Here is an 11,193-nt window from a genome sequence, read left to right as displayed (position 1 = left end):
CGCCCCCCCCCCCCCCCCCCCCCCCCCCCCCCCCCCCCCCCCCCCCCCCCCCCCCCCCCCCCCCCCCCCCCCCCCCCCCCCCCCCCCCCCCCGTGCCGGCTACTTCAGGGCGAGCATCAGCGAGTCCGACGGGGAGGCCCAGACCGGGCGCGCCTCGCCGAAGCCCGCGTCGGTCAGGGTCCTCGCGTGCCATGCGGCGGAGGGAGTGTCGCCGTCCGCGTGCTCGCCGTAGATCGCGAAGCGCTCGGCGGTCGGACCCGCGAGGACCGGGTCCTCGGCGGCGAGGTCCCACCAGTCGGCCCAGTCGACGGCGCCCTCCGCCTTGGCGCGGTCCATCTCCCGGTGCCGGTGGGCGCGTTCGGCGGCGTTGATACGGGGCGTGCTGTCGTCCGTCATGTGGTCGGCGTTCATGAAGACGCCGCCGGGCCTGACGAGTCCGGCGATCTGCCCGTACAGCACGGCCAGCGGTTCGCTGTGCAGCCAGTGCAGCGCGGTGGCGGTGAGGACGGCGTCGTACGACTCGTACGGCAGCTTCGCCGTCCAGCCGGGGTCCTTGAGGTCGGCCCGCACCAGGGTCAGACGTGTGTCGCCGGCGAAGTAGCCGCCGGCGATGGCGAGCAGCGCGGGGTCGAGGTCGACGCCGGTGCTGGTGGCCGCTGGGAACCGGTGGAAGAGCCGGTCGGTGATGCTGCCCGTGCCGCAGGCGAGGTCGAGCACCCTCGGTTCGGGTCCCACCAGGGCCTCGGTCATGTCGAGCATGACCCGGAAGCGCTCCTCGCGGTCGGGCATGTACCACTCCTGCTGGCGGTCCCAGCTGTCCTGCCAGGCCCGCCAGCGGAGCCGCTCCGGCGTGGGCGCCCCGCTCACAGCGGTCCCCGCGTCCGCTCCCGTGTCCACCATCGGAACCCTCCGCTTCGTAATACCCTGTACCCAAGAACAGCTATTACGCCGACCTTAGACCGCTGCCGTAAGGACTACAAGTGGAACTGGCCTCTTACTCGGACTACGCCCTACGCCTGGTCAACACCGAGGAACCGGCCCGCGGCACGGACACCCTGACCTCGGTCGAGGCCGTCCGCGCCCTCTTCGGCGAGTCCACGGCGGCGTCACGCCGCGCCACCGAGGCGGACGTCACCCGCTTCCGTTCCGTACGGGCACGGCTGCGCGCGATCTTCGCGGCGGCCGACGGGGGCGAGGCCACCCACGCGGTCGACCTGCTCAACTCGCTGCTCCTGGAGTTCCCCGTCAGCCCGCAGATCTCCGGCCACGACTTCCTCGACGACGAGGGGCGCCCGCGCTGGCACATGCATCTGGCGGAGCACTCGTCGAACGCCACCTCCGGGTTCGCCGCGATCGCCGCGATGGGCCTGGCGTTCCATCTGACGGAGTACGGCGTGGACCGGCTGGGCCTGTGCCAGGCCGCGCCCTGCCGCAACGCCTACCTCGACACGTCGACCAACCGCTCCCGCCGCTACTGCTCGGACCGCTGCGCGACACGCGCCAACGTCGCCGCCTACCGGGCCCGCAAACGCCTGGAGACGGAGCGGTCGGACAGCACGGGCCGCAGCGCGGAGAAGGCCCACGCGAGCGCGCCGGCCACCGACCGCTGGTCCTCGGCGCGCGGCCGGTAGCGGGCCCGCACCCGGCCGAGCAGCAGTTCGGCGGGGACGGCCCCGAACACCCGGCTGTCCCCCTCGGCACCCGGATTGTCGCCGAGCACCCACCATCCGCCGTCGCGTCGCTCGACCAGCCGCTTCACGATGAGCAGATCCTGCTGGAGCGGATGCCTCAGTACGGCAATGTCCCCGACCCTGACGGGTGCGTGGTAGTGCACCAGCAGTTGATCGCCCTGTCGGAGGGTGGGATACATGGACGGTCCCGACACCTCCGCGATCCCCAGCAGTGCCCTCGGCTCGCGCCCGTGCTCCGTCATCCGGCACCTCCCGGTCCCACGGTACGTTCCGCCGCCGGTCCCGATCCGACCCCGGACTTTTGTCCTAAGCCCTAGGGGGCACTCGCGAAATCCGGCTTCTCACGGAGTAATGTCCCACCTGAGAAGACGATCACGAGGAAGGACAGCTCCATGCTTTCCCGCCTGTTTGCACCCAAGGTGAAGGTCAGCGCGCACTGCGACCTCCCCTGCGGCGTGTACGACCCCGCCCAGGCCCGCATCGAAGCCGAGTCGGTCAAGGCCGTCCAGGAAAAGATGGCGGGCAACGACGACGCGCACTTCCAGGCCCGCGCCACGGTCATCAAGGAGCAGCGCGCCGAACTCGCCAAGCACCACGTCTCGGTGCTGTGGAGCGACTACTTCAAGCCCCCGCACTTCGAGAAGTACCCGGAGCTGCACCAGCTGGTCAACGACGCCCTGAAGGCGCTGTCGGCCGCGAAGGGCTCGACGGACCCGGCGACGGGCCAGAAGGCCCTGGACTACATCGCCCAGATCGACAAGATCTTCTGGGAGACCAAGAAGGCCTGATCCATGGCCGGGCCGCCTGACCTGCGATCACGCCGGTCAACACGCCTGCCGTTCCGCACCCGTTCCGCGGACGCCGAGAGTGGCGTCCCCGCCGGAGCGGGTGCGGTCTTCTTCGCCCGCCCGATGGACGCGCGCAGTCGCTAGAGGTCCTCGCAGATGCCGCGGGCCTTCGCCAGGTCCTCCTTCACCCCGGCGTCGAAGTCGAAGACCTGCGCGTGACGGGCCTGCGCCCGGCTGAGCGAGTCCGAGAGCGACTTGTACGCCGGGTCGCCCGCCGCCGCCGCGGCGGACAGGGTCACGGCGCCGCTCCAGCGGTTGAGGGCCACCAGGCCCTCGTCGCCCTTCGCCGTGAACTTCGATTCGTCGAACCCGGCGAGGGCGTCGCACGCACCGCGCGCGTCGACCGCCGCCCCGGACGTGTCCGTGCTCCCGTCCCCGGCGATGGCCCGGGCCGCCCCCACGCCACCGGCGCCCAGCAGGAGCCCGATCACCAGGGCTGCCACGAGGCGGCCGCTTCCGCGGGACGCGACGGCGGAGACGGGGGGCTGTGCGGGTACGGGCGGGGTGGACTCTTCCTGCTGCATGGCCACTGACCGTACAGGGCGGGTCGTCGTCCCAAGTCGGAGGTGCCGACGGGGCCACCCAGCACTCGTGAAGTGACCCCATGGCGCCGGTCACCGCCTCCGAGGGTTCGGGGGCGGCGCGGGGAGGGGAGAAAATGTGTGCGGAGAGCGCATAACCGGGGGAGAGCTGGGAACACGTCGCACCGTCGAGCCCCCGCTCGCCGATCCGGGAGGGAATCAACATCATGTCCATGTCCACCCAGTTCAGGAGAACCGCCGACCCCCTGACGGAGCCACGGGTCGGGGAGCTCCCGTGGATCGAGGACGCGGGTCAGATCGCGCCCAGGGACGCGCGCGAGTTGTCGAAGGTGTTCTTCCAGCAGCTGCGGACCCTCGAAGAGGGCACGCACGAGTACCAGTACGCGCGCAACACGCTGATCGAGATGAACCTGTCGCTGGTCAGGTTCGCCGCCCAGCGGTTCCGCAACCGGGACGACCAGCTGGAGGACATCGTCCAGGTCGGGACGATCGGTCTGATCAAGGCCATCGACCGGTTCGAGCTGTCGCGCGAGGTGGAATTCACCTCGTTCGCCGTGCCGTACATCGTCGGCGAGATCAAGCGCTTCTTCCGTGACACGAGCTGGGCCGTGCATGTGCCGCGCCGGCTCCAGGAGTTGCGGATCCAGCTCGCGCGGGCCAAGGACCAGCTCGCGGTGCGCCTCGACCGGGAGCCGACCGTACGGGAGCTGGCCGAGCATCTGAAGCTGAGCGAGGAGGAGATCGTCGAGGGGCTGATCGCCGCCAACGGCTACAACTCAGACTCGCTCGACCTGCCCGCCGACTCCGGCACGGGCGCCCCCGGCAGGAGCGGCACGTCGGTCGCGGACCTCGTCGGCGCGTGCGACCCCGCCATGGAGCTGGTCGAGGACTTCCACAGCCTCGCGCCGCTGCTGAGCACACTGGACGAGCGGGAACGTCAGATCCTCGAACTGCGCTACGGGCAGGAGCTGACCCAGTCCCAGATCGGTGAACGGTTCGGGGTCTCGCAGATGCAGATCTCCAGAATCCTCGCCCGGACCCTGGCCAAGCTCCGCGACGGGATGCTCGCCGACGGCTGAGCGGGCCACCCGGGCCACCCGGGTCACCCCGGTCACCGGAGTCCGGCGAATCGCGCGGGGCCGCTTCCGGACCGCACAAGCCGCGTCGACGCCGCCGTCCGCGCCCCCGGACCGGCGGCGTCGGCGTCCTTGTCGTTCTCGGCGCGGCCCCCGGCGAGCCGGACGGCCACGGACCTGAGTACGCGTCAACCGGCGGATGGCGCCGGGGTCTTGGCGGGACCGCCCTCCTCATCGACCTCCGCAACCGCCGTGATCTCCACCAGTTGGCCGGTGTAGCCGAGGCACGTGACTCCGAGCAGCGTGGAGGTGTGCGGCCCCCCGGTCAGGCCCGAGGCGTGGACGACGTCCCAGACCCGGCTGAGGTCCGCCGGGTCGGACGACACCACGTACACGTCGGTGCTCACCACCCGGCCGAGGTCGCTGCCGACATCGCGCAGCGCGGTCTCCAGATTCGCGAGGACCTGCTCGGTCTGGGCGGTGAAGTCGCCCGGTCCGACGAGTGTGCCGTCCCTGTCGAGCGGTACGGAGCCCGCCAGGAACGCCAGGCGGCTGCCGGTTGCGACGACGGCCGCGTGCGCGTAGCCGGGCGGCGGGAAGAGGGCGGGGACGACTCTGCGCCGCACCATGCGGTCGCTCCTTGCCTGTCGGTGGGTCCACGGGCCGGCGGGGGACCGGTCGCGAAGTGAGCTCGCGGTCACACCCGCGTGCCATTGTCGGCGCGACGGGCCGGTACGTCACCGGAGTTTCCGCCGGGCGCCGGGCGGGCGGCCCCGCCCCGTACGACCACCACCGCGAGCAGGGCGACGGCGAGGCCGGCGGCCGTGGCCGGGCCGAAGGGCTCACCGAACATCAGCGCTCCCCAGACCGCCGTGACGGGCGCCATGAGGAACATCAGGGTGTTCACCCGCAGGATCCCGGAGCGGCGCAGGACCAGCCAGTAGAGGCCGTATCCGCCGAATGTCGCCAGGACCACCAGCCAGCCGACGGCCACCCAGAAGGACAAGTCGGCGGGCGGCACGGCGGCGCCGGCCGCCGCCGCGAGGGCGGTGAAGACGACGGCGCTCGTGGCGCAGTGGACCGTCATCGCCACGGAGGGCGCGACCACCGTGCGCGAGCGGCTCTCCAGGAACGTGGCGGCCACCAGCGACAGCATGCCGAGGAACGGCACCCCGTACGCCCACGGCTCGACGCCCTCCGCGGCCCCCGCGTCCGCCGACGTCACGACGAGCACACCCGTCACACCGAGGCACAGGCCCAGCCACTGGCGCCCGGAGACATGGCTGCGCAGCAGCGGTCCGGCCAGGGCGCCCGCGACGAGCGGCTGGGTCCCGTCGATCAGGGCGGTGGTGCCGCTGGAGACGCCGAGCCGGATCGCGTAGTAGACGGTGAGGAGGTAGCCGCTCTGGGACAGCGCGCCGATCACGCACTGCCGCAGCACGTCGCGCGCCGTCAGACCGCGCCAGGCGGCGCGGGCCCGGCCGACGGCGAACGCCCCCAGGACCAGCGCCAGGGGCAGGAAGCGCCACATCAGGACCGTGACGGCGTCGGCGCCGCCGGCGCCGAGCTTCGCGCCGATGAAGCCGGAGCTCCAGCAGAGGACGAACGCGACGGCGAGGAGGAGGTTCACGGCAGGACACCGCCCATGGACGAGGAGACAGGTATACCGATCTGTTTACTCACGGGCCCCACTATACAGAGCGGTATACTTGTGGCCATGAGCCGGAGCACGAGCAGCACCCCCGGGCGACCGGAGCCGGCGGAGGGCGTCCGGAGGCCGGCGCCGCCCCACCGGATCGTCCTGACCCCCGGCGCGCGCCGGGCCCTGGAGGCGGCGTCGCGCCTCTTCTACGAGCGCGGCATCCACGCCGTCGGCGTCGACCTCATCGCCGCCGAGGCGGGGGTCACCAAGAAGACGCTCTACGACCGGTTCGGCTCGAAGGAGCAGATCGTCGTCGAGTATCTGGCCGGACGCGACGAGCGCTGGCGCGCCTTCCTGGACGAGCGGCTGGCCGCCGCTCCCCCGTCACCCGCCGAGCATGTCCTCGCCGTCTTCGCGGCCTCGCGGGACTGGGTGGCCGAGAACGGCTCGCGCGGGTGCAGCATGGTCAACGCCCATGCGGAGATCGACGATCCGGCGCATCCGGCGTTCGCGGTCATCACCGGTCAGAAGGCGTGGATGCTGGAGCTGTTCGGCTCGCTCGCCCGGGAGGTCACGGCGCCGGGCGGGGCCACCGGGGCCGAGGCGGCCGACCGCCTCGCCCGCACGCTGATGCTCCTGCACGAGGGCGCGCTCGTCGCCCACGGCCTCGGGATCTTCCCCGACGCCGTGGAATTCGCCCGTGAACAGGCACGCGCCGTGCTCGCGCCGTACGCATGACACCCGGCCGCACGGCACGCCCGCCCGCACGGGAGCAGCGGTACGCCCCGGAAGGCCGCCGGGTCGATGAACCCCGCGCCCGGCGGGGCCGTACCGGGGTCCTACCGGGGTCTCAGGCGGCGGGGGCGTGGAGCAGGGGGCTCTTGTTGCGCGTCAGCCACTGGCGGTACACCCCGGCCTGCAACGCCGCCTCGCGGTAGGCCGCCGCCAGGTCCGCGTAGACCTCCGCGCCACCGGGGGCGTCGCCTTCACCGTCCGTGTCCCCGGCGTGCGCCCCGGCGCCGTCATCCTCGCCGGGGCCGTCCGCTTCCGGACCCGCGATGCCCGCGCCCTCGTACACCCCCGGCCGCGAGAACAGCAGCAGCCGCACCCCCAGCGGGTCGTCCCGCAGCGGACGCACCACCATGTCCTCGCGCGGGACCGAGGTGGGCTGGCACGGCGCTATCGCCTCGCCCACCGCGATCAGCGACGAGGCGGTGAGGTAATCCCCGTGCAGGACCGGCGGGTTGAGCCCGGCATCGCTCAGCACGCGGCGCAGACCGTCCCATTCGCCGTCCACGGTCGGGTCGATCATCCACCGGTCACCCGCCAGGTCGGCCAGCTCCACGACCGGGCGGCCGGCCGCCGGGTGGTCCCGGGCCAGTGAGATGAACTGCGGCTCCCGTTCGACCAGTACGCGGCGGTCGAGGCCCGGCGGCACGCGCAGCGGGCAGCCCTCCACCTCGTGCACGAACGCCACGTCGAGCCCGCCCGCGGCGACCTGCCGCAGCAGGGCGTTGGCCGAGACGTCCATCTGGAGCGAGATGTCCGTGTCCGGCAGCCGCTCGCGCAGCCTGCGCAGCCAGCCCGCGAGCGCGCGGCTGGCCGTCGAACCGATCCGCAGCCGGGGCCCGGCGGACCGGTCGGCCGCGGCCCGCGCCTCGCTGACGAGCACGGCCATCCCCGCGACCAGCGGACGTGCCCGGCTGAGTACGGAGTGACCGAGCAGGGTGGGGCGGCAGCCGGTGCGTTCACGGGAGAACAGCTCGGCGCCCAGTGAGTTCTCGATCCGCCGCAGCTGCGTCGTCAGGGACGGCTGGCTCATACCGAGCTGCCGGGCCGCTTTGTGCAGACTTCCCGCGTCGGCTATGGCGCACAGCGCTCGCAGATGCCTGACCTCCAGCTCCATGTACTGAAGAGTAGGCCTGCATTTTGCGTCACGCCAGGGACCCAAAAGGCGCCAATCGGCCGTCATTCACGGAAAATTGGGCGACCGGCAGCCGGGGTGATACTCCCGTGCTATCGCCCTTCGGCATCATCCGCCACGGCGCCGCGGGGCACGACACTCGTCCCTACCGAACCCGTTCCCTGGACGAGTAGGAGCCCCCCACATGAGATACCCCAAGACGGCCCTCTCCGCGATCTGCGGAATCTCGCTCGCGTTCGCCACGGCCCTCACCTCCGCCCCGGTCGCCGCCGCTGCCCCCACCAGCGACGCGCCCACCACCTCGTACGCGGCGTACGAGGGCTCGGCCGAGGACTCGGCGGCGACCAAGGCCTTCTACCAGGCGGTCATGAAGTCGGTCGCCGAGAAGCGTGCCGCCAACCCCGGCGCGCTCGCGGTCACCGTCGTCTACGACGCCTCCGGCGCCCCGTCGTTCGCCGGCCAGATAGCCAGCAGCACCCAGATCTGGAACAGCGCGGTCTCCAACGTGCAGCTCCAGCAGGGCAGCAACGCCGACTTCACCTACGAAGAGGGCAACGACCCGCGTGGCTCGTACGCGAGCACCGACGGACACGGCCGTGGCTACATCTTCCTGGACTACGCGCAGAACCAGCAGTACGACTCCCTGCGCGTGACGGCCCACGAGACCGGGCACGTGCTCGGCCTGCCGGACAACTACACCGCCCCGTGCAGCAAGCTGATGTCGGGTGGTGGCCCCGGCCCGTCCTGCACCAACTCGCAGCCGGACGCGGTCGAGCGCAGCCAGGTCGAGAGCCTCTGGGCGAACGGCTTCACGGCCGCGCTGGCCAAGGCATCCTGAACCGTCGCTGATCCGTCGTGGTCCGACGCCCGGTCCCCACGACCGGCCGTCGGATCGCGAACCCCCCACCGGGTCAGGCGCCAAGATCGGGCGTGCCGGTACTCACTGGTCGAGTACCGGCACGCCCGTGCCGCGTTTGCCGTCCACCGGGCCGTACCGCAGGATCGGCACCGGGACCGGCAAAGGCACCGGCAGACGTCGGACACCTGCCGGTGCGCTTCGGGTCTCCGAGGGTTCCGGGAGGTCAGGCGTTCACCAGAATCCTGCCCTCGAACTCCGTGCCGTCGGGCAGCTGTCGCCTGATCCGGTCGAGCGCGTCGCGGAATCCTCCCCCGACGATGCCCGACTCGTAGGCCGCGCCGCCGCAGCGCAGCGTGAGGCTCAGCTCCGCCCGCCCGGAAGGCGTGCCGGCCGGACGCTCACCGAGCGTCAGCAGGCAGCTGAGCGTGGCCTGTTGCACCGTGCCGCCCGCGCTGACGGGCATGGGTATGTCCCACTCCAGCACACAGGACGACAACACCCCTCCCGCCTCCGTGGGTTCGAGCACGGAGAAATCGGCCCCCTCGTATGCAACTCCCCTTATACAGGTGCGGACTTGCCGCCCGTCCGCGCTGATCGCGATGGGCTCCGCCCCACGGCGGTCCCGGTACCAGCCCGCCCATGACTCCGTCGACTCCGCTGTCATGCGCGGACTGTAGCGGTACGGAGGGCTCCGCCGCCGCGTGGGTCACCGCTTACCGCTACACGGCCCGCCGCACCCAACGCCGGGCGCCTTCACCGCTTGCGGCCGTATGTCCTGACGACCACTCCGTTGCCGAAGGCGCGGTGGGATTCCAGCTCGAACTCGGTGAGCGCGAACTCCGTGCCGAACATGGGCATTCCGGAGCCGAGGATCAGCGGATACGACTTGATGACCAGTTCGTCCACCTCCCCGATCAGCTGGGCTGCGAGATCCGCGCCGCCGCAGAGATAGATCCCGAGACCGTCCTCCTTCTTCAACTCCCCGATCCTGGCGGCGACATCGCCGGAGACGATCTCCACGGCCGGGTCGGGGCTCGTGAGGGTCCGCGACGCCACGAGCTGGCGCATGTGCGCGTACGGACTGGTGATGCCGACCTGCAGGGCCAGGTCGTAGCTGCGGCGGCCCTGGATGACGGTGTCGAACCGCTTGTTCTCCAGGTGGTCGAGTCCGAGCGGCCTGCGGCCGTGCGTCGGCAGCGTCTCCGGATACTCGTCCTTCAGGAAGCCGAGGAACTCCTCGTCCACGAAGCGGGTGAAGAAGTCCGCCTCACCACTGGGGTCGCCGATGAAACCGTCGATCGACGCGGCGATGAAATAGCTGAGCTTGCGCAAGCCTGTCCTCTTTCACGGTGGGCGACAGAAGAGGCCAAGGGCCGCCGCCCGGAGCGCATCCGGAGCGCGCGACCTTGACCACTTCATCCATAGTGCTTCACCTGTAGTGGTTACGCAAGCTCTTTTCTCCGGCCCCGGCCGCGGCCCGTTCGGTGACCCGCGCGCCGCCCTACCGCGTGCGGCGCGTGACGTACTCCGCCAGGGCAAGCAGGTCGCCCGCCGTCGCCAGATCCGGGACCGCGCCGGACAGTTGCCGCACCGCCCGGGACATCCGGTCCGCCGCCTGCTCCTGCGCCCAGTCGCGTCCCCCCGCCCGCTCGACCGCCGAGGCCGCCCGCGCGACGGCCGCCCCGTCCATCGGCCGCAGATAGAGATCCGCCAGCTCCTCGGCGGCCGGATGACCCGAGACCAGCGCGGCGACGACCGGCAGCGACTTCTTGTGGGCGACCAGATCCGCACCGGCCGGCTTGCCCGTACGGTCGGGGTCGCCCCAGATCCCGATCAGGTCGTCGATGAGCTGGAAGGCCAGCCCCGCCTCCCGCCCGAAGGCGTCGAGCGCCGCCACCGCCTCGTCGTCCGCGTCCGCGTAGAGCGCGCCGAGCGCGCACGACGTACCCAGCAGCGCGCCGGTCTTGGCCATCGCCATCGTCAGGACCTCGTCGAGCGAGACGTCGTTCGGCCCGCGCCGTTCCAGCGCGCAGTCCGTCTGCTGTCCGGCGCACAGCTCGATGACGCAGTCGGTGAGCCGTACGGCCGCCGGGGACGAGGCCGGATGGCGGTCCTCGGCCAGCAGCCGCAGCGCCAGCGCCTGGAGGGCGTCGCCGGCGATGATCGCGTCGGTGGTGCCGAAGACCGTCCAGGCCGTGGGCCGGTGTCTGCGGGTCGGGTCCTCGTCGATGACGTCGTCGTGCAGCAGGGTGAAGTTGTGCGCCAGCTCCACGGCGACCGCCGCCGGGACGGCGCGGTGCGGCTCCCCGCCCGTCGCCCGCGCCGCCGCAAGCACCAGAGCGGGCCTGATCGCCTTGCCCGCGCCGCCCGCCACCGGTGAGCCGTCGGCCCGCTCCCAGCCGAGGTGGTACCTCACGACACGGCGTACCGCCGGGGGCAACGACTCGACGGCCGCGCGCAGTTCGGGTTGGACGACGCTACGGCTGCGCTCCAGGAGCGCCACGGCCTCATGGCCATCGGTGGCGGCATCCGTGCTGGTCATGGTCACGGTCACTTCCTCTGCGGCGGGCTGGGGAACCGGTGGGCGACAGGCGCGTGCCGGGTGGGGCCC

14 protein-coding genes are annotated in these 11,193 nt (G+C 71.9%); 5 read left to right on the top strand and 9 right to left on the bottom strand.

Annotated features, from left to right (window positions below):
* Positions 1–99: 99 nt before the first annotated feature.
* Positions 100–789, bottom strand: coding sequence for a class I SAM-dependent methyltransferase (locus ACZ61E_RS15310; protein ID WP_469700119.1), 690 nt, complete (start codon positions 787–789; stop codon positions 100–102).
* Between the two features lie 191 nt (positions 790–980).
* Between ACZ61E_RS15310 and ACZ61E_RS15305 the strand changes: the two genes are divergently transcribed.
* The gene (locus ACZ61E_RS15305; RefSeq protein ID WP_469700107.1) at positions 981–1,631 is read left to right on the top strand and encodes a CGNR zinc finger domain-containing protein; all 651 of its coding nucleotides are present in this window, start codon (positions 981–983) and stop codon (positions 1,629–1,631) included.
* Here the strand turns inward: ACZ61E_RS15305 and sodX are convergent.
* Positions 1,514–1,933, bottom strand: a complete 420-nt coding sequence (gene sodX, locus ACZ61E_RS15300) for a nickel-type superoxide dismutase maturation protease (protein ID WP_469700106.1) — start codon at positions 1,931–1,933, stop codon at positions 1,514–1,516. The genes ACZ61E_RS15305 and sodX overlap by 118 nt on opposite strands.
* 150 nt (positions 1,934–2,083) lie before the next feature.
* Here sodX and sodN point away from each other — a divergent pair, with 150 nt between their 5' ends.
* Positions 2,084–2,479 carry a superoxide dismutase, Ni gene (gene sodN, locus ACZ61E_RS15295; protein ID WP_078075133.1) on the top strand — a complete coding sequence of 132 codons (396 nt, stop codon included), beginning with the start codon at positions 2,084–2,086 and terminating at the stop codon, positions 2,477–2,479.
* A 140-nt stretch (positions 2,480–2,619) separates the two neighbouring features.
* On the opposite strand, the gene ACZ61E_RS15290 is transcribed toward sodN, so the two are convergent.
* Positions 2,620–3,063, bottom strand: a complete 444-nt coding sequence (locus ACZ61E_RS15290; RefSeq protein WP_469700105.1) for a hypothetical protein — start codon at positions 3,061–3,063, stop codon at positions 2,620–2,622.
* Positions 3,064–3,293: 230 nt separating this feature from the next.
* Between ACZ61E_RS15290 and ACZ61E_RS15285 the strand changes: the two genes are divergently transcribed.
* The gene (locus ACZ61E_RS15285) at positions 3,294–4,160 is read left to right on the top strand and encodes an RNA polymerase sigma factor SigF (protein ID WP_469700104.1); all 867 of its coding nucleotides are present in this window, start codon (positions 3,294–3,296) and stop codon (positions 4,158–4,160) included.
* A 185-nt stretch (positions 4,161–4,345) separates the two neighbouring features.
* Here the strand turns inward: ACZ61E_RS15285 and ACZ61E_RS15280 are convergent, their stop codons facing one another.
* Both ACZ61E_RS15280 and ACZ61E_RS15275 read right to left on the bottom strand, forming a co-directional pair.
* The gene (locus tag ACZ61E_RS15280) at positions 4,346–4,786 is read right to left on the bottom strand and encodes a RidA family protein (RefSeq protein ID WP_469700103.1); all 441 of its coding nucleotides are present in this window, start codon (positions 4,784–4,786) and stop codon (positions 4,346–4,348) included.
* Between the two features lie 68 nt (positions 4,787–4,854).
* Positions 4,855–5,787, bottom strand: a complete 933-nt coding sequence (locus ACZ61E_RS15275) for a DMT family transporter (protein ID WP_469700102.1) — start codon at positions 5,785–5,787, stop codon at positions 4,855–4,857.
* Between the two features lie 171 nt (positions 5,788–5,958).
* Between ACZ61E_RS15275 and ACZ61E_RS15270 the strand changes: the two genes are divergently transcribed.
* Positions 5,959–6,537 (top strand): TetR/AcrR family transcriptional regulator, encoded by a 579-nt coding sequence (locus ACZ61E_RS15270; RefSeq protein ID WP_469700118.1) that lies wholly within the window; start codon positions 5,959–5,961, stop codon positions 6,535–6,537.
* Between the two features lie 112 nt (positions 6,538–6,649).
* Here ACZ61E_RS15270 and ACZ61E_RS15265 read toward each other — a convergent pair whose 3' ends face one another.
* Positions 6,650–7,705, bottom strand: coding sequence for a LysR family transcriptional regulator (locus ACZ61E_RS15265; RefSeq protein ID WP_469700101.1), 1,056 nt, complete (start codon positions 7,703–7,705; stop codon positions 6,650–6,652).
* 202 nt (positions 7,706–7,907) lie between these two features.
* On the opposite strand from ACZ61E_RS15265, the gene snpA reads away from it, so the two are divergent.
* On the top strand, positions 7,908–8,561 hold the full coding sequence (snpA, locus tag ACZ61E_RS15260; protein ID WP_469700100.1) for a snapalysin: 654 nt from the start codon (positions 7,908–7,910) through the stop codon (positions 8,559–8,561).
* Positions 8,562–8,805: 244 nt separating this feature from the next.
* Here snpA and ACZ61E_RS15255 read toward each other — a convergent pair whose 3' ends face one another.
* The 3 genes from ACZ61E_RS15255 to ACZ61E_RS15245 form a co-directional block, all read right to left on the bottom strand.
* Positions 8,806–9,246: a DUF6304 family protein gene (locus tag ACZ61E_RS15255; RefSeq protein ID WP_469700099.1), complete on the bottom strand. Its 441-nt coding sequence runs from the start codon at positions 9,244–9,246 to the stop codon at positions 8,806–8,808.
* An 89-nt stretch (positions 9,247–9,335) separates the two neighbouring features.
* Positions 9,336–9,914, bottom strand: a complete 579-nt coding sequence (locus tag ACZ61E_RS15250; RefSeq protein WP_469700098.1) for a dihydrofolate reductase family protein — start codon at positions 9,912–9,914, stop codon at positions 9,336–9,338.
* Positions 9,915–10,083: 169 nt separating this feature from the next.
* Positions 10,084–11,124, bottom strand: a complete 1,041-nt coding sequence (locus ACZ61E_RS15245; RefSeq protein ID WP_469700097.1) for a family 2 encapsulin nanocompartment cargo protein polyprenyl transferase — start codon at positions 11,122–11,124, stop codon at positions 10,084–10,086.
* Between the last annotated feature and the right edge of the window lie 69 nt (positions 11,125–11,193).

The organism is Streptomyces sp. NPDC104581 (assembly GCF_055583685.1).
Note: the sequence above shows the minus strand (reverse complement) of the source record. Positions and strands in the feature narration are given on the sequence as shown.